15 protein-coding genes are annotated in these 17,174 nt (G+C 74.7%); 11 read left to right on the top strand and 4 right to left on the bottom strand.

Translation table 11 applies throughout. The features are described 5' to 3' along the window. Positions 1-52 precede the first annotated feature (52 nt). The 3 genes from ACFVU3_RS00925 to ACFVU3_RS00915 all read right to left on the bottom strand — a co-directional run bounded on the left by ACFVU3_RS00925 (position 53) and on the right by ACFVU3_RS00915 (position 3,185). Positions 53-1,033, bottom strand: coding sequence for an MASE1 domain-containing protein (locus ACFVU3_RS00925; protein WP_390062515.1), 981 nt, complete (start codon positions 1,031-1,033; stop codon positions 53-55). 93 nt (positions 1,034-1,126) lie between these two features. After that, positions 1,127-1,972: a PP2C family protein-serine/threonine phosphatase gene (locus ACFVU3_RS00920; protein WP_390062514.1), complete on the bottom strand. Its 846-nt coding sequence runs from the start codon at positions 1,970-1,972 to the stop codon at positions 1,127-1,129. A gap of 115 nt (positions 1,973-2,087) precedes the next feature. Next, a complete protein-coding gene (locus ACFVU3_RS00915) occupies positions 2,088-3,185 on the bottom strand; it encodes a Ku protein (RefSeq protein WP_390062512.1) in 1,098 nt (365 codons plus the stop codon). A 50-nt stretch (positions 3,186-3,235) separates the two neighbouring features. Between ACFVU3_RS00915 and ligD the strand changes: the two genes are divergently transcribed. The 8 genes from ligD to ACFVU3_RS00875 all read left to right on the top strand — a co-directional run bounded on the left by ligD (position 3,236) and on the right by ACFVU3_RS00875 (position 13,642). Then, positions 3,236-4,120: a non-homologous end-joining DNA ligase gene (gene ligD, locus ACFVU3_RS00910; RefSeq protein WP_390062511.1), complete on the top strand. Its 885-nt coding sequence runs from the start codon at positions 3,236-3,238 to the stop codon at positions 4,118-4,120. After that, positions 4,117-5,058, top strand: coding sequence for a DNA ligase (locus ACFVU3_RS00905; protein WP_390062510.1), 942 nt, complete (start codon positions 4,117-4,119; stop codon positions 5,056-5,058). Before ligD ends, ACFVU3_RS00905 begins: the two co-directional genes overlap by 4 nt. Before the next feature lie 444 nt (positions 5,059-5,502). After that, positions 5,503-7,764, top strand: coding sequence for a PBS lyase (locus tag ACFVU3_RS00900; RefSeq protein ID WP_390062508.1), 2,262 nt, complete (start codon positions 5,503-5,505; stop codon positions 7,762-7,764). Then, positions 7,761-8,222, top strand: a complete 462-nt coding sequence (locus ACFVU3_RS00895) for an NUDIX domain-containing protein (protein WP_390062507.1) — start codon at positions 7,761-7,763, stop codon at positions 8,220-8,222. Before ACFVU3_RS00900 ends, ACFVU3_RS00895 begins: the two co-directional genes overlap by 4 nt. 220 nt (positions 8,223-8,442) lie before the next feature. Beyond that, the gene (locus ACFVU3_RS00890) at positions 8,443-9,261 is read left to right on the top strand and encodes a hypothetical protein (RefSeq protein ID WP_390062506.1); all 819 of its coding nucleotides are present in this window, start codon (positions 8,443-8,445) and stop codon (positions 9,259-9,261) included. Further along, on the top strand, positions 9,258-10,571 hold the full coding sequence (locus ACFVU3_RS00885; RefSeq protein ID WP_390062505.1) for an ATP-binding protein: 1,314 nt from the start codon (positions 9,258-9,260) through the stop codon (positions 10,569-10,571). Before ACFVU3_RS00890 ends, ACFVU3_RS00885 begins: the two co-directional genes overlap by 4 nt. A 75-nt stretch (positions 10,572-10,646) precedes the next feature. Continuing rightward, positions 10,647-12,038 carry an FtsW/RodA/SpoVE family cell cycle protein gene (locus ACFVU3_RS00880; protein WP_390062503.1) on the top strand — a complete coding sequence of 464 codons (1,392 nt, stop codon included), beginning with the start codon at positions 10,647-10,649 and terminating at the stop codon, positions 12,036-12,038. Beyond that, a complete protein-coding gene (locus ACFVU3_RS00875) occupies positions 12,035-13,642 on the top strand; it encodes a penicillin-binding transpeptidase domain-containing protein (protein WP_390062501.1) in 1,608 nt (535 codons plus the stop codon). The genes ACFVU3_RS00880 and ACFVU3_RS00875 overlap by 4 nt, the downstream gene beginning before the upstream one ends. A gap of 122 nt (positions 13,643-13,764) precedes the next feature. On the opposite strand, the gene ACFVU3_RS00870 is transcribed toward ACFVU3_RS00875, so the two are convergent. Beyond that, positions 13,765-14,880, bottom strand: coding sequence for a ferritin-like domain-containing protein (locus ACFVU3_RS00870; RefSeq protein WP_390062500.1), 1,116 nt, complete (start codon positions 14,878-14,880; stop codon positions 13,765-13,767). A gap of 171 nt (positions 14,881-15,051) precedes the next feature. Between ACFVU3_RS00870 and ACFVU3_RS00865 the strand changes: the two genes are divergently transcribed. From ACFVU3_RS00865 to ACFVU3_RS00855, 3 genes are all read left to right on the top strand, one after another. Then, the gene (locus ACFVU3_RS00865; protein WP_390062498.1) at positions 15,052-15,987 is read left to right on the top strand and encodes a diiron oxygenase; all 936 of its coding nucleotides are present in this window, start codon (positions 15,052-15,054) and stop codon (positions 15,985-15,987) included. Positions 15,988-16,048: 61 nt separating this feature from the next. Then, positions 16,049-16,771 (top strand): TetR/AcrR family transcriptional regulator, encoded by a 723-nt coding sequence (locus ACFVU3_RS00860; protein ID WP_390062497.1) that lies wholly within the window; start codon positions 16,049-16,051, stop codon positions 16,769-16,771. 37 nt (positions 16,772-16,808) lie between these two features. Then, positions 16,809-17,102 carry a hypothetical protein gene (locus ACFVU3_RS00855; protein ID WP_390062495.1) on the top strand — a complete coding sequence of 98 codons (294 nt, stop codon included), beginning with the start codon at positions 16,809-16,811 and terminating at the stop codon, positions 17,100-17,102. The last annotated feature ends 72 nt before the right edge of the window (positions 17,103-17,174 follow it).

The following is a 17,174-nucleotide window of genomic DNA, read 5'->3' as shown; positions in this document are numbered from 1 at the left end:
TGGCTGCGACCCGCGGGTCCACCTCGGGGAGCCTCCGCAGGTGCGGGGGCGGTCAGGGGGGTGGGGGGCGGGACGATCCCGCGGTGAGGTGCTCCAGGACTTCGAGGAGTTCCTCGCAGGCCCGTTCCACCGAGCGGCGCATGGTGAGCTGCTCGGTGATCACGGCGGAGAGCAGGAGGGCCGTGAGGGCCGTGGTGCCGTTGAAGGTCTGGAGTTTGATCATGACTTCGACCTGGGTCAGGCCCGTGAAGGGACCGGTCCGGTCCGTCGCGGCGACGGTGGCCATGACGGAGGCGTACAGGGCGCACAGTGTGCTGCCGACGAGCTGGAAGCTGAGGGCGGCCCAGATGAGGAGGGGGTAGACGAGGTAGAGGAGGCTCATGCGCCCGTGGGTGGCGATCCAGACGCCCACGAGGGTGACGGCCGCGAGACCCACGGCCTCCTTCCAGCGCCCGACGCGGAAGGGGGGCCTGACGTCCTTCAGGAGGAGCAGGACCGGGGTGACGATCAGGACGCCCATGGCGTCGCCCACCCACCAGGCGAGCCAGACGGCCCAGAAGTCGTCGGCCGGGAGGCGGTCGGTGAGGACCTGGACGCCGACGCCGGCGGTCGCGCTGATCGTCATCGCCGCGAACGCGCCGAGGAAGACCAGGGCCAGGCCGTCGCGGAGCCGTTCCAGGCGGGTGCTGAAGCCGACCCCGCGCAGCATGAGGCAGGCGCACACCGGGGCGGCGGTGTTGCCGAGGACGTTGACCAGGGCCACGGGGCGGAGCGTGGCGATCGACGCGATCACGAGGAGGGCGCCCAGGGCCACGCCGCCCCAGACCCGGAGGCCGAGGATCAGGAAGGCCGCGAGCGCGACACCCGTGGGCGGCCAGATCGGGGTGTAGATGGCGCCTTCGACGACGAGCTGCCGGGTGAGCCCCAGCCGGCCGGCGGCGAAGTAGACCGCGGCGACCGCGAGGGTCTGGACGGCCACCAGCGCCGCCCGGCGACGCGGATCGAGCTCCTTGGCAATCGGCACATCAGCCATCAGACAACGGCCCGGGCCCGGCGGCGAGGGGAGAAGCCCTTCCGTCCCCCTGCCCGGGTGAAAACCCGTCGGCGAGGGCGGTCGCGGCAGGCGCTACGACCACGCGTACGCGGGGGGTTCGCCGCGTTCGTCGTGGCCCACGACCAGGACCGCCGCGTCGTCCTCCTGGCCCACGCGTTCGGCACCCCTGATCACGGCGGCGGCGACGGAGTCCGGCGGCAGACCCGCGACGGCGGCGATGCCGGCGAGCCGGACGGCCTGGTCGAGGCCCTCGTCGACGGGGAGCGAGGGGCCCTCCACGACGCCGTCCGTGAGCAGGACGAAAATCCCGCCCTGGGTGAGGCGGTAGCGGGTGACCGGGTACTCGGCGCCCGGCAGGATGCCGAGCGGGGGCCCGCCGGCGTCCTGCGACGTCCCGGATCTGCCGTCGGCCGTCGCCCAGACGAAGGGGAGGTGGCCGGCCCGCGCGCTCTCCAGGAGGCCGCTGTCGGGGTCGAGGCGCATGAACGTGCAGGTGGCGAAGAGGGTGCCGCCGAGGGAGAGGAGGAGGTCGTTGGTGCGGGCGAGCAGTTCGCCCGGTTCGCCGCCGACCGACGCGAGCGCGCGCAGGACGACCCGCACCTGGCCCATGAGCGCCGCGGCCTCGATGTTGTGGCCCTGGACGTCGCCGATGGAGAGCCCGAGGCGGCCGTCGGGCAGGACGAAGGCGTCGTACCAGTCGCCGCCGACGTTGAGGCCGGTGCAGGCAGGGGCGTACGCGACGGCGAGCCGGAATCCGGGCACCTCGGGCAGTTCCGAGGGCAGCATGTCGCGCTGGAGGGCGAGCGCCAGCTCGACCTGGGAACGCTGCAGTTCCGCGTGCCTGCGCGCCTGGGCGGTCAGCGAGCCCAGGCGGGCGAGCAGCTCGTCACCGTTGCCCGAGTGGTGCTTGTGGGACATCGCTCGCGACCTCAAGGTGGGCAAGTCACCTGAAAAGGGGTATTTCCCGCTTCTACACCGTAGTACATGAAACGTTTCCGCGGCGGGTGAGGGGTGCGGGTGGGGAACAGCGGGGTCAGGCGGGGCGCTTGCGGGGGGTGCTCTTCCGGGCGGCCGCCGTCCGCTTCTTCGCGGGCTCCTTCCCGGCCGCCGACCGACTCGTCGTCCCCTTCTCCGCCCTCCCCTTGCCCGTCGTCCCCTTCTCCGTCGTCCCCTTCTCCGTCGTCCCCTTCTCCGTCGCCCCCTTCTCCGCCGGGGACGTCTCCGCCGCCTTCTTCGCCGCGGTCCTCTTCGCCGTCGTCTTCTTCGCCGCGGTCTTCTTCGCGGACGACTTCGACGCCGCCCTCTTCGCCGGGCGGCTCTTGATGTCCGTGACCTCCGCCGGCTCGCCCCGGGCCTCCTTGGCCTCGCGGACGCTCTTCTCCAGCGCCGCCATCAGGTCGATCACCTGACCGCCGCCGCCCTCCTCGCCGGGCTCCGGTGGCGCCACGCCCTCGCCGCCCGCCGCCTTCGCCGCGATCATCTCCTCGACCGCCTCGCGGTAGTCGTCGTGGAGGGTGCCGAGGTCCACCTCGCCGAGGGTGGCCATCAGGGCGTCGGCCAGGTCGAGTTCGGCGTCGCGGACCGTCACCGGGGTCTCCGGGGCCACGCCCTCCGGAGCGCGGATCTCGTCAGGCCAGAGCAGTCCGTGCATGGCGATCACGTCGTCCACGACCCGGAGCATGCCCAGCCGTTCACGGCCGCGCAGGGCGAACTTGGCGACGGCCACCTTCTCGCTGCGCTTCAGGGCCTCGCGCAGGAGGGTGTACGGCTTGGCGGCCGGCACCCCGTTCGCCGAGAGGTAGTACGCGGCGTCCATCTGGAGCGGGTCGATGTCGCCCGCCGGGACGAAGGCGACGATCTCGATCGTCTTGGCCGTGGGCAGCGGCAGCGCGGCCAGGTCCTCGTCGGTGATCGGGATCATGGTCCCGTCGGCGTCCTCGTACGCCTTCCCGATCTCGGCCGGCGCGACCTCCTCGCCGTCCAGCTCGCAGACCTTGCGGTAGCGGATCCGGCCGCCGTCCTCGACGTGGACCTGGCGGAAGGAGACGGACCGGCTCTCGGTGGCGTTCACCAGCTTGATCGGGATGCTGACCAGGCCGAAGGATATGGCGCCGTTCCAGATAGATCGCACGCTTCATTCCCTTCGTACCGGTATGGCGGGAAACGTGGGAATCTCATCGTATGACGCCCCTCACGGAGGTGGCGGGGCGGCTCATCACGCTCCGCAACCTCGGCAAGGTCATCCACCCCGCCACGGGCACCACCAAGGGCGAGCTGCTCCACTACTACGCCACCGTCGAGGCCGCGATCCTGCCGCATCTGCGCGACCGGCCGGTCTCCTTCCTGCGCTATCCGGACGGGCCCGGCGGGCAGCTCTTCTTCACCAAGAATCCCCCGCCAGGTACGCCCGCCTGGGTGGCGACGACGCCGGTGCCGCGCACCGAGGACCCCCGCGCCCGGCAGGTGATGGTGCAGGACCTGCCGTCGCTGGTGTGGGCGTCCAACCTGGTCGTGGAGTTCCACACCCCGCAGTGGACCGCCGCCTCCCCCGCCGTCGCCGACCGGCTCGTCCTCGACCTCGACCCGGGGCCGCCCGCGACGGTCGTCGACTGCTGCCGGATCGCCCTCCACCTGCGCGAACGGCTCGCGCGGGACGGCCTGGACGCCTTCGCCAAGACCTCCGGCGCCAAGGGGCTCCATCTGCTGGTGCCCGTGGTGCCGACACCGTCCGAGCGGGTCTCGGCCTACGCGAAGCGGCTCGCCGTCGAGGCGGAGGCCGAGCTGCCGCGCCTGGTCACGCACCGGATGGCGAAGGCCCTGCGCGCCGGGAAGGTCTTCGTCGACCACAGCCAGAACGCCGCCGCCAAGACCACCGCCACCCCGTACACCCTGCGGGCCCGCGAGCGGCCCACCGTCTCCGCGCCGGTCACCTGGGAGGAGGTCGGTGCGTGCGCCGACCCCTCCGACCTCGCCTTCGTGATGGACGACATCGCGCCACGTCTGGAGCGGTACGGGGAGCTCCTGGGGCCCCTGTTCGACGCGGGGCGGGCAGGGGAGGTGCCGTGAGCGGCGGCCGGGGCGGGGGGAACGGCCGGAACGGTGAGGACGGCGGGGTCGTGCTCCGGCCGCCGGTGGACGTCATGCGGCCGCGGGCCGCGGAGGCGATTCCCGGCCAGGCGCCGCCGCCGCGCGAGCTGCAGTACTCCCTCAAGCTGGACGGCTTCCGGGCGCTCGCGTTCGTCCTGGAGGGCGGGCGGGTGGTGCTCCAGTCGCGGTCGCGGCGCGACCTCTCCCCCGAGTTCCCGGACATCGCGGCGGCGCTCGCGGACCGGCTGCCGCCCGGGATCGTGCTGGACGGCGAGCTGTGCGCGTACCGCGAGGGGCGGCTCAGCTTCACCGACCTGCTGCGTTCGCACGCCGACCGGGTACGGACCGGGGTGCCGGTCTCGTACATCGCCTTCGATCTGCTCGCCGTGCCCGGCCGGGACGTCCGGGCACTGCCGCTGCGGGACCGGTGGGAGCTGCTCGGCACGGCGCTGAGCGGGGCCGGGCCGCCGCTCCAGCGGGTGCTGGCCACGGAGGACGAGGAGACCGCGCGCGCCTGGTTCCGTGATCTGCGGGACGCGGGCGTGGAGGGGGTCGTGGCCAAGGCGATGGGCTCCGCGTACCGCTCCGGATCCACCTGGTCCTGGCGGAAGGTCCGGCACTCCGAGACCGTGGACGCCGAGCTGATCGGGCTCGTCGGGCCGGCCGCCCGGCCCCGGGCGCTGCTGGTCCGGCTGCCCGACGGGCGCACCCTGACGACGACGCCCCGGCTCACCGCCGCGCAGGCCCGGCAGGTCGCCGCCCGGGTCGCGGAGACGGGCGGCGGGGTGACGGCGGAGACCGACCCCGAGCACGGGCCCGTGCTGCGGATCGCCCGGCCGCCCGCGGTCGAGCTGCGGCGGATCGCCGGGCGGCACGGGTCCCCCTCGTTCGTACGGTTCCGGGGCGAAGGGGTGTGAGGAGGGCGCCGCGTGGGGGGCGGGAGGTGAGTGACCTGCGGTGGGAGCACGTGCGCGACCGGCGGCGGGAACAGGTGGCGTGACCGGCGGCGGGAAGACGGTGGGACCGGGGCGGGAAGAGGCGGAGGCGCCGGCGGTGGACGGCGTCCCGTGGCGAAATCGCGACCCACGCGCGCGTGGGGGCGTTCCGATGGGGCCCGCCCGGGGCGGGGGCGTACCGGCGGGAGCACGCGCGCGTGGTGCCCACGCCGGGGGCAGCGCATGCGCGGGGTCCGTCCCGGGGGCCGAATCGTGGGTGACGACCGGTCCACGCACCGTACATGGCGCAAACCGAGCGCAACGCTCCCCGGTCGTGGGGCGGGTGGCGTCGGACCGGCGTCGACGCCCCTCCTGTGGTGCACACTTGCTGCCTGGTAGAGGGCTCACGGGGAAGGCGGCCTGGCAATGCTGACGGGGATCGAGGAGGTCGACTGGGCCTCGCTGGGGCACGCCTACGGCCCCGCGGACGACGTTCCGGCACTGCTCCGCGGCCTCGCCTCGCCCGACCCCGCCGAGAGGGAGGCCGGCCTCGACGGCATGTACGGCGCGGTCCACCACCAGGGCGACGTGTACGACTCCACGCTCGCCTGCATCCCCTTCCTCCTGGAGCTCGTCGCGGACCGCGCGGTGCAGGACCGCGGCGGCATCGTCGAACTGCTCACCAGCATCGGCGGGATCGAGCTCGACGACGAGGACGACGACCTGGACGGACCGGCCGGACCCGGCCCTGACGACGCCGAGTTCGTCCCGGCCGCGAACTTCGCGATGGCGGCCGCCGCCGTGGCCGCCGGCGCCGGCGTCTTCCTGGGGCTGGTCGACGACGCGGATCCCGAGGTGCGGCTCGCCGCGCCGGTGGCGCTGGCGTCGCTGCACCCGGACCCCGCGCGCGTGCTGACCCTGCTGCGGGAGCGGCTGACCGTGGAACCGGACACGGAGGTGCGGCTGGCGCTGGTCGAGGCGGTGGGGCGGATCGCGCTGCGGCACGCCTCGCTGCGGGCCGAGACCGTCGACTGGCTGGCCTGGCTGGGGCGGGCGGCGCAGGACCCGGGGCTGCGGCTGGCGGCGCTGGCGCAGCTCGCGCGCTGTTCGCCGGGGCGGATCCCGGACGACATCGTGGGGCGGGTGACCGAGCTCCTGGAGGAGATCCGGACGGCGCCGGACGACGGGGGCGGCGAGTCCGCCGCCGCGCGGATGCCGGTGACGCTCGTGGGGCAGGTGCGCGAGCTGCTGGAGGAGCACGTGGCGGGGCGGCGGACGCCGTGGACGGAGGAGCTGCTGCGGACCCTGCACGGCGCGCTGGACGACCGGGTGGACGACCGGATCGCGCTGATCCAGGCGCAGTTGCGCAGCCCGGACCCGGGGCAGCGGTCGGACGCGATCTGGCTGTGCGGCGGTCTGATACGGCTCTGGCGGGGACGGTACGAGGAGGTCGTCCGGCTCGTCGGCGCGCAGCTCGCGGATCCCGACACCCGGCTCCGCGAGGCCGCCACGTCGTTCCTGGAGCGTCTCTTCGAGCTGGGCGCCCCGGCGGCCGACGCGCTCGCCGGTGTCCTCGCCGAGGGGCCGGGCGGGGCGTCGGCGCGGGCCGGCGGCCTGGCGGAGCTCACCGGCAGGACCGGGCGGGACGGGGCGCTGCTGGCGCTGGCGCGGAGCGGCGACGCCCGTGCCGTACCGCTGCTCGCGCGGGCGCTGGAGGGGCCGGGCGAGGTCCGGCGCGAGCTGCTGTACGCGGTCGACGGGCTGGGCCCGGCCGCGACGGGGCTGGCGCCGCTGCTGCGGCGGCGGCTGGCGGCGGTGGAGCCGGACGAGGACCTGTACGACCGTGCGGCGCCGCTGCTGTACGCGCTGGCGGCGGTGCGGGGCGGCCAGGCGCTGCCCGAGGTACTGCGGGTGCTGCGCGCGGCCCCGGAGCACCGGCGCGAGCGGGTGCGGGAGGCGGCGGCGCGGACGCTCGGCGCGTTCGGTCCGGCGGCCCGGGAGGCCGTGCCGGAGCTCCGGGAGCTGCTCGGCGCGGACTCGGCGGCGGTCGCCACGGCGGCGGGGCGCGCCCTGTGGGAGGTCGAGGGCGACGCGGACGCGGTGGTGCCGGTCCTGGTGCGGTGGCTGCGGCCCGGTACGCCGGGCGCCGACCGGTGCGCGGCGGCGCAGGCGCTGGGCGCGATCGGCCCGGCGGCGGCCGGGGCGGCGCGGGCGCTGCGTCCGGGGCTGACCTCGCGGGACCTGTGGGAGCGGGTGCGGTGCGCAGCGGCCCTGTGGCGGGTGTCCGGGGAGACGGAGCGGACGCTTCCGGTGCTGCTGGCCGCGTGGGAGGAGAACCGGCACGCGCGCGTGGAGATCGCGGCGTGCCTCGCCGAGATGGGTCCGGCCGCCGCCGCGGCGCAGCTGCCGATCCTCACCGAGCTGACCCGGCGGCGCCGGCACAACGCGCGTGAGGGCGCCTCGGGCAGCCATGACATCCACCAGGACGAGAAGCTCATGACCCTGTGCCGGGCGGCGCTGGCCCGGATGGAGCGGCCGGGGGCGTGGCAGGAGGGGCCGCCGGCGGGGGGCCCGGGCGCCTCCGGGGGCCCCGCCGGAGCGGTGGACCCGGCGGGAGCGGTGGACCCGACCGGAGCAGTGGACCCGGCCGGAGCGCTGGGCGATGGCGCGGAAGGGGGCGGCGTATGACCGGGCGGGTGCGGACGCGGGTGTCGGCGTACGCCCTCGCGGTGCGCGAGGGCCGGATGCTGCTGACCCGCCTCTCGGACGCCTCACCGGTCTTCGCCCCGGGACTGTGGCACCTGCCCGGCGGGGGCGTCGATCCGGGCGAGCAGCCCGCGGAGGCGCTGGTCCGGGAGATCCGTGAGGAGACGGGCCTGGAGACGACCGGGGCCGAACTGCTCGACGCGCGCGGCTACACGGTCGTGCGGGGCGGGGTGGACTGGCACCTGACCGCGCTCTTCTACGCCGTCGACCTGGCGGCGGCGCGGCCTGCGGTCACGGAGTCCGGTGGCTCCACGGACGCCGTGGCCTGGGTGCCGCTGCCCGATCTGGCGGACGTCCCGCTCTCCCCGCCCGCCGCGGACGCGCTGCGGCTGCTGCGGGCCCGGGGGACGGTGCCGACTCCGTTCCCGGACGGCGCCTGACGGACACGCGGCCGGCCCTCGGCGGCGACGGCCGACGGGCACGGACCGACCCCACGGGGCCGGCCACACGACACGGCGGCCCACGGGTACGGTCCCCTGGCACGGCGGCCCACGGGCGCGGGGTCCCCGGCCCGGTGGCGCGCGCATTTCCCGAAGGGGATGTCCTTCTCTATTTGGACATATGGTCTTTCCGAGACCGCCCGCCCGACCTGGGAGCCCCGTGAGAGTCCGTGCCGTCCCCGTCGCCGTCGCCGTCGCGCTCGTGGCGGTGGCCGGCTGCGGGACCGGTGGCGGGGTCCAGAGCGCCGGGCCGACGCCGGTCGCGGTGGGGCCCGTGCGGCTCTGGCCGGAGCTGCCGCCCGCCTCGGACCCACCGGCCGACTACGGGGAGACGGACACCGAGCGGGTGCCGGGGATCACCGTGCGGAACGCCGACGTGCGGTCCGTGGACCCGGTCGCGGTGGTCCGCGCCGAGGTGGCCGCGCACCCCGACACGTACACCGGCGGCGACGGCCTGTACGAGGAGACCGCCCGCGCGATCCTCGCCTGCGACACCGCTCCCGCGGCGTGCCCGGTGCTCCCGCCGTACTACCGGGACCTCACGGGGAACGGCCGGGAGGAGCTGATCGTCGGGATCCGGATGCCGGAGCAGCAGGTCGCCGTCCGGGTGTACCTGGCCGAGCGGGGCGGGCTCACCCGGGTCATGTCCACCGTCGAGCAGGTGATCAGCGTGGAGCTGGCCGGACGGGACCTGATCGTGCGGGCGGCCTCGGCGGGGATCCCGGGGTACGAGTACCGGACCGCGTGGTCGTGGGACGAGCGGCAGCACAGCATGCTTCCGGCGCGGGACGAGATCGTGCCCGTACGGACGCCCCCGGGCGCCCCGGCGACCGGCTCGCCGGCCCCGACGCCCACTCCGGATCCGGTCCCGGAGCCCACCGCGACGCCCACACCGGAGCCCACGGCGACGCCCACACCGGAGCCCACCGCGCCGCCGGCCGCCGGGTCCGCCCCTCCGCCCCCGGAGCCGGCGTCGTGAGCCCGCGCCGCGCCCGGCGGCCCCGGCGGCCGCGGACGCCCGCCTGGACCGCGACACTCACCTGGAAGGCCGCGGTCTTCATCGCCGTGATGTGCTGCGCGCTCGCCGCGCTGCTCGGCACCCTGGTGCACGTCTCGGTCACCGGGCAGACGGTGCGGGACGCCCGGGAGAAGGCGCTGTCCCGGCTCACGGACGTGACCCGGCTGTACGAGGCGGGTGAGCCGCTGCCGCCGTTCGCCGGGCTCGACCCGGACGGGCTGCCGGTGCGGCTGCGGGAGCTGACGGCGCGGGGCGAGCGCGGCACGACGGTCGCCGACCACGAGGGCCGGCCCACCATGTGGGCAGCGGGTCCGGCGGACGGGCACGCGCTGGCCGTGCGGGTCGACCACAGTCTGGGCGCCGGGACCATCGAGGCCCTGGACCGGTCGATCGTCGGCTCCTCGATCCTCGCGATCGCGGCGACCCTGGCCGTCGGCGTCGTGGCCGTCACCCGGGTCACCCGGCGGCTCCACGCCACCGCGCAGGTGGCCCGCCGGATCACCGCGGGGGACCTGGACGCGCGCGTGGACGACCCCAGGACGAAGGACCCGCGGCGCCCCCAGGACGAGGTGGCGGCGGTCTCCGGGGCCCTGGACACCATGGCCTCCTCGCTCCAGCGCAAGCTCCAGAGCGAGCAGCGGTTCACGGCGGACGTGGCGCACGAGCTGCGCACCCCGCTGACCGGGCTCTCGGCCGCCGCCGAGCTGCTGCCGGAGGGGCGGCCGGCGGAGCTGGTGCGGGACCGGGTGAGGGCCATGCGGGGGCTGACCGAGGACCTGCTGGAGATCTCCCGGCTCGACGCCCGCAACGAGACCGTCGATCTGGCCGTGCACGAACTCGGTCCGCTGGTGGAGCGGGTGGTGCGGGCCTCGGGCACGGAGACGGAGGTGCGGATCGTCCGGGACGCGACGGTCGAGACGGACCGGCGGCGCCTCGAACGGGTGCTGGGGAACCTGGTCGCCAACGCCCACCGGCACGGCCGGCCGCCGGTGGTGGTGACCGTGGACGGGGCGACGGTGACGGTACGGGACCACGGGCCGGGCTATCCGGAGTACCTGCTCGCCTCGGGGCCGCAGCGGTTCCGCACCGAGAGCGGCGGCAAGGGGCACGGGCTCGGCCTGACCATCGCGGTGGGGCAGGCGGAGGTGATCGGCGCCGATCTGGTCTTCGGCGGGGCGGGGCAGGACGGCGCGGAGGGCGGCGGAGGCGCGGAGGCGCGGATCCGTCTGCCGGAGTACGTGCGGTTCGAGGAGACCGGCCCCGCGGGCTGACCCGGCACCGACAGGCCCACGGCACACCGTCACACAAAAGGGACATACGGCATACGGCTTGCTACGTTGCCGAGCATGACCGCACCTCGGACCACGGACGCGCCCCCGGACGCGCCGCCGCCCGGTGTCCGGGTCCCGAAGCGGCGCGGGGTGGAGCTGGTGCTGCTCGTCGGCGCCGTCCTCATCTCCGTCTGCGGATACGCCGAGGTGGGCCTCGCGCACGACGGCGCCGTGCCGCCGGACGCCGCCCGGTACGGCGCGGGGCTCGGCCTCCTCGCGCTGCTCGCGCACCTCGCCGTGCGGTTCCGGGCCCCGTACGCCGATCCGCTCCTGCTGCCGATCGCCCTGCTGCTCAACGGGCTCGGTCTGGTGCTGATCTACCGGCTGGACCTGGAGACCCCCCGCGACCAGGCGGCCACCCCCCAGCTGGTGTGGTCCACGCTCGGGGTCGCGCTCTTCATCGTGGTCGTGGTGCTGCTGCGCGACCACCGCGCCCTCCAGGGGTACGCGTACGTCTCCGTCGCCGCCGCGCTCGCCCTGATGATCCTGCCGATCTTCTTCCCGGCGGTGAACGGGGCCCGGATCTGGATCCGGATCGGCGGGCTCTCCTTCCAGCCGGGCGAGTTCGCGAAGATCCTGCTCGCGGTCTTCTTCGCCGCGTACCTCTCCGCCAACCTCAGCGCGCTCGCGTACGCCGGCCGCCGGATCTGGCGGTTCCAGTTCCCGACCTGGCGGGTGCTGGGGCCGATCGTGGCGATCTGGCTGCTGAGCGTCGGCGTCCTGGTCCTGGAGCGGGACCTCGGCACCTCGCTGCTCTTCTTCGGCCTCTTCGTGATCATGCTGTACGTGGCGACCGGCCGCACCGGCTGGATCGCGATCGGGCTGCTGCTCGCCGCCGCCGGGGCCTTCCTCATCGGGTCCGTGGAGCCGCACGTGCACAGCCGGGTGGAGGACTGGCTCGATCCGTACGCCTCCATCCGGGCCGGCGACGGGCCCGGGCAGCTCGCCCAGTCGCTCTTCGCCTTCGCGGCCGGCGGGATGCTCGGCGCCGGCCTGGGGCTCGGGCAGTCGGTCCTCATCGGCTTCGCCGCCAAGTCGGACTTCATCCTGGCGACGGCCGGCGAGGAGCTGGGGCTCGTCGGACTCACCGCGCTCTTCCTGCTGTACGCGCTCTTCGTGGCGCGCGGCTACCGGGCCGGGCTCGCGCTGCGGGACCCCTTCGGGCGGCTGCTCGCGGTCGGGCTCGCGTCGGTCGTGGCGCTCCAGGTCTTCGTGATCGCGGGCGGGGTGATGGGGCTGATCCCGCTGACCGGCATGGCGATGCCGTTCCTGGCGCAGGGCGGTTCGTCGGTGGTGACCAACTGGGTGATCGTCGCGCTCCTCGTGCGGGTCAGCGACTCGGCGCGGGCTCCGCAGCCGGAGTCCGCGGACACGGGCGAACTGGCGCGGGTGGAGGCGGGCCGTTGATCCGGTACATCCGGCGCGCCGCCGCGCTCTGCCTGATCCTGTTCGTCGCGCTGCTGGTGAACGCGGCCCGGGTGATGCTGGTCGAGGCCGGCGAACTGGACGCGAACCCGGCCAACCGGCGGACCGCCATCGCCCGCTGGTCCGAGCCGCGCGGCGAGATCGTCGTGGACGGGAAGCCGGTGACCGGCTCCCGCGACAGCGGCCAGCAGCTGCGCTGGGAGCGGACCTACCGCCGGGGCCCGCTGTACGCGCCGGTCACCGGCTACGCCTCCCAGACCTACGGCACCACGATGGTCGAGCACGCGGAGGACGCGCTCCTCTCCGGCGCCGACCCGATGCTGGCGCCGCTGCCGCTGTGGAACGACCTGACCCGCGGCCGCTCCCCCGGCGGCGACGTGGTGACGACGATCCGCGCCCCGATGCAGGAGGCCGCCTACCGGGGCCTCGACGGCAAGCGCGGCGCGGTCGTCGCGCTCGAACCGTCGAGCGGCCGCATCCTGGCACTGGTCTCCTCCCCCTCGTACGAGCCCGGCGTGCTCTCCGGCACCGGCGCGGACGTGAAGGACGCCTGGACCCGGCTGACCGCCTCGCCGAACCAGCCGATGCTGAACCGGGCGCTGCGCCAGACCTATCCGCCCGGCTCCACGTTCAAGATCGTGACGGCGGCGGCGGCGCTGGACGCGGGCGTGGTGCGGGACGTGGACGCGCCGACGGACACGCCGGACCCGTTCGTGCTGCCCGGGACCCGGCAGGTGCTGCCCAACGAGGCCCGGGGCTGCGAGGACGCCTCGCTCGCGTACGCCCTCCAGTGGTCCTGCAACACGGTGATGGCCGGACTCGGCGTGGACGTCGGGCTGGAGGGGATGGTCGAGGCGGCGGAACGGTTCGGCTTCGACGACACGACCCTGAGGGTGCCGTCCTGGGTGGCGAGGTCCAACTTCGACCGCGACATGAGCCCGGACCAGCTGGCCCTGTCGTCGATCGGGCAGTTCAACACCACGGCGACCCCGCTCCAGATGGCGATGGTGGCGGCGGCGGTCGCCAACACCGGGGAGGTCGCGCAGCCGTACCTGGTGGACCGGACGACGACCGACGGCGGCACGACCGTGGACCGCACACCGCGCCGCAGCTACCGGCAGGCGATGAACCCGTCGACCGCCCTCCAGCTCCAGCGGCTGATGCTGAAGGCGGTGGAGGAGGGGACAGGCACGAACGCGGCGATCCCCGGGGCGCGGGTCGGCGGCAAGACGGGCACCGCGCAGCACGGCCTCGGCAACACGGGGACCCCGTACGCCTGGTTCATCGCCTGGGCGCAGGCGGAGGACTCGGCGCGGCCGGCGGTGGCGGTGGCGGTGGTCGTGGAGGACGCGGAGGCGTCGCGCACGGACATCAGCGGGGGCGGCAGCGCGGCGCCGATCGCGCGGGACGTGATGCGGGAGGCGCTGCGCCTCGACGCGGAGTCCCGGGGCGCGCCGGGACCGCGTGGCGAGCGGCCCCCGAAGGCGAAGGCGAAGGCGCCCCGGCCCGTCGGACCGCCCGGCGGTCGTCCGGCGGCGGAGGCGGAGAAGGCGACGGCGACGGCGACGGCGCGTCCGGGACGGTGAGCCGTCGCCGGACGCGCGGCACCCGGGCGCGGCACCCGGGCGGTCCGCAGGGTGCGGTCCCGGGCCGGCGGGCGGCCCGGGCCGGGGCCGCCGCCGCCCGCGCCGTCGCCGACGAGCCGCCGTTATCCGGCGGAGCCGTCCGCGATCGCCTGTTCCACCTCGGCGACCCGCTCCCGCTCCTCCGCCGCGAAGCGTTCCGCGTCCAGCCGCTCCGCGATCTCCTCGTCCTGGGTCATGAGCAGGTCGAGGTTGGAGTCGCCGAGGTCGAAGACGCCCATGTCGAGGTATGCCTTCTGGAGGCGTTCGCCCCAGAGGCCGATGTCCTTGACGCAGGGGACTATCCGGCTGAACAGCAGCTTCCGGAAGAGGTGCAGGAACTCGCTCTGCTCGCTGAACTCCTCCGCCTCCTTGCGCGGGATGCCGAAGTTCTCCAGGACCTCGACGCCGCGCAGCCGGTCGCGCATCAGGTGGCAGCCCTCGATGACGAACTCCTCGCGTTCGCGCAGTTCGGCGTCGGTGAGCTGCTGGTAGTGGTCGCGCAGCGCCATCCGGCCGAAGGCCACGTGCCGGGCCTCGTCCTGCATGACGTAGGCGAGGATCTGCTTCGGCAGCGGCTTGTCGGTGGTGTCGCGGATCATGCCGAAGGCGGCGAGGGCCAGGCCCTCGATGAGCACCTGCATGCCGAGGTAGGGCATGTCCCAGCGGGAGTCGCGGAGGGTGTCGTCGAGGAGGCTCTGGAGGTGGTCGTTGATCGGGTAGAGCATCCCGATCTTCTCGTGGAGGAAGCGGCCGTAGATCTCGGCGTGCCGGGCCTCGTCCATGGTCTGGGTGGCGGAGTAGAACTTGGCGTCGAGGTCGGGCGCGGACTCGACGATCCGGGCGGCGCAGACCATGGCGCCCTGCTCGCCGTGGAGGAACTGGCTGAAGTTCCAGGAGGCGTAGTGGCGGCGCAGCTCGCCCTTGTCCTTCTCGGTGAGCTTGGCCCAGTGGCGGGTGCCGTACAGGGCGAGCGCCTCGTCGGGGGTGCCGAGCGGGTCGTACGGGTCGACCTCCAGCTCCCAGTCGATGCGGCGGGCGCCGTCCCACTGCTTGTCCTTGCCCTTCTGGTAGAGGGCGAGGAGCCGGTCACGGCCGGCGTCGGCCATGTCGTACTCCCAGGAGAAACGGGCCTCGCCGGTGGCCGGGATCTCCCGGCCGGGTCCGGACGGGGGACTCACGTAGAGCTGGTGCGTCGACATCGACCACTCCTTCCGGCATCCGGCGTTCCCGCCGCCGTCAGCAGGCTCACACGTTGCTGGACGAAGCGTCAACAAGTCGCGCAGGAAGGATTGACGCACTTGCTGACGGGCAGTCTGATAGCGAGTGACCGACGGTAACTCCCTTTCGACGCCAGCGAGGTGTCCCCCGCCATGAGCCCCTTCACCGAGCCCGACTTCACCCTGCTGCGGGACGCGCTGGGACCGCTCCGCGACCGTGAACGGCTCGCCGAACGGCTCCTGGAGTCCTCCCGCAAGCACTCCCACGACCCCGACGCCGAACTCGACTGGGACGCGCCCTTCGAGGACGGACGGTGGTACTGGCCGCCGGAGCTGGTCTCGCTCTACGGCACGCCGATGTGGCGCCGGATGTCCGAGGAGCAGCGGATCGACCTCTCCCGCCACGAGGCCGCCTCGCTCGCCTCGCTGGGCATCTGGTTCGAGATCATCCTGATGCAGCTGCTCGTCCGGCACATCTACGACAAGTCGCTGACCAGCCATCACGTGCGGTACGCGCTGACCGAGATCGCGGACGAGTGCCGGCACTCCATGATGTTCGCCCGGCTGATCCGCAAGGGCGCGACCGGCGAGTACCCGGTGCCCCGGGTCTACCACAACCTCGCCCGTGTCCTGAAGACCGTCTCCACCACCCCCGGCTCCTTCGCCGCCACCCTCCTCGGCGAGGAGATCCTGGACTGGATGCAGCGGCTGACCTTCCCGGACGAGCGGGTCCAGCCGCTGGTGCGCGGGGTGACCCGGATCCACGTGGTGGAGGAGGCCCGGCACGTGCGGTACGCCCGCGAGGAGCTGCGCCGCCAGATGGTGACGGCGCCGCGCTGGGAGCGGGAGTTCACCCGGATCAGCTGCGGCGAGGCCGCCCGCGTCTTCTCCACCTGCTTCGTCAACCCCGCCGTGTACGACGCGGTGGGCCTGGACCGCCGGCAGGCGGTGGCCCAGGTCAGGGCGAGCGGCCACCGGCGGGAGGTCATGCAGGCCGGCGCCAAGCGCCTGACCGACTTCCTCGACGACATCGGCGTCCTCCGCGGCCCGGGCCGCCGCCTGTGGCGCTCGTCCGGGCTGCTGGCCTGAGCGTGACGGCCGGTTCCGGACGGGGGTCCGGAGCCGGAGGTACCGGGGTTACGCTGCGGGCATGACGAGCGCCGCCTCCCCCGCGTACCGCCGGCTCAGTGTCGAGCAGCGGCGCGGCCAGCTGCTGGAGGCCGCCCTGGGGCTCTTCGCGCACCGGGCTCCCGAGGACGTGTCGCTCGACGACGTCGCCGAGGCGGCCGGGGTCTCCCGGCCGCTGGTCTACCGCTACTTCCCGGGCGGCAAGCAGCAGCTGTACGAGGCCGCCCTGCGCTCCTCCGCCGACGCCCTGAACCGCTGCTTCGCCGAGCCGGAGGACGGCCCGCCCACCGAGCGCCTCGGCCGGGTCCTCGACCGCTACCTGGCCTTCGTGGACGGCCACGACGCCGGTTTCAGCGCGCTGCTGCGCGGCGGGAGCGTGGTCGAGACCTCCACCACCTCGGCGATCGTGGACGAGGTGCGGCGGGCCGCGGCCGAGCAGATCTTCCGCCACCTGGGCGCGGAGCGGCCGGGCGGGCGGCTCGGGATGCTGGTCCGCACCTGGATCGCGGCCGTCGAGGCGGCCTCCCTCATCTGGCTCGACGAGGGCAAGCGGCCGGCCGCCGGCGAGCTGCGCGACTGGCTGGTCGACCACCTCGTCGCCCTGCTGGCCGCGAGCTCCGCGAGCGACCCGGGGACCGCGGAGGTCGTACGGCGGCTGCTCGCCCAGGAGACCGCCGAGGGGCCGGTCGCCGGACTCGCCCGCCGCCTGGTACCGCTCGCCGGGGAGGCGGCGCACCTGCTGTGACCTCCCGCGCCGCGGACGTCCGGGAGAGACTGGTGGGGTGAGAAGCGAGAACACCCCCTTCCGCGGCGGCCCGCTCGACGGGCGGGTGCTGCCCATCCTGCTCGGCGCGACCGGGCACCCGCCGAAGTGGTACGAGGTGCCGGTGCCGGCCCACGACGGCCGGCCGCCCATGCTGTACACGTACCGGCGCGAGCCCGCGGGCCACACCAGGCGGCTCGGGCTCCAGCGCGGCTGGGTCTACGCGTACGCCCCCGAGGGCCGCGAGCGGCGCGAGCTGAAGTGGCCGTGGTCCAAGCCGGGCCCCCGGCCCGACGGGGAGCCGAACGGGTGAGCCGGAAAGGCGCGCCCCATTTCGTACGGTAATCGGATGAATCCGCGCGCCATGATGCCTCCGGAGCCCGCT

This window comes from Streptomyces sp. NPDC058052 (assembly GCF_042885515.1).
Taxonomy (GTDB): Bacteria; Actinomycetota; Actinomycetes; order Streptomycetales; family Streptomycetaceae; genus Streptomyces.
The sequence above is the reverse complement of the archived record's forward strand: the minus strand, read 5'-3'. Positions and strand labels throughout refer to the sequence as shown.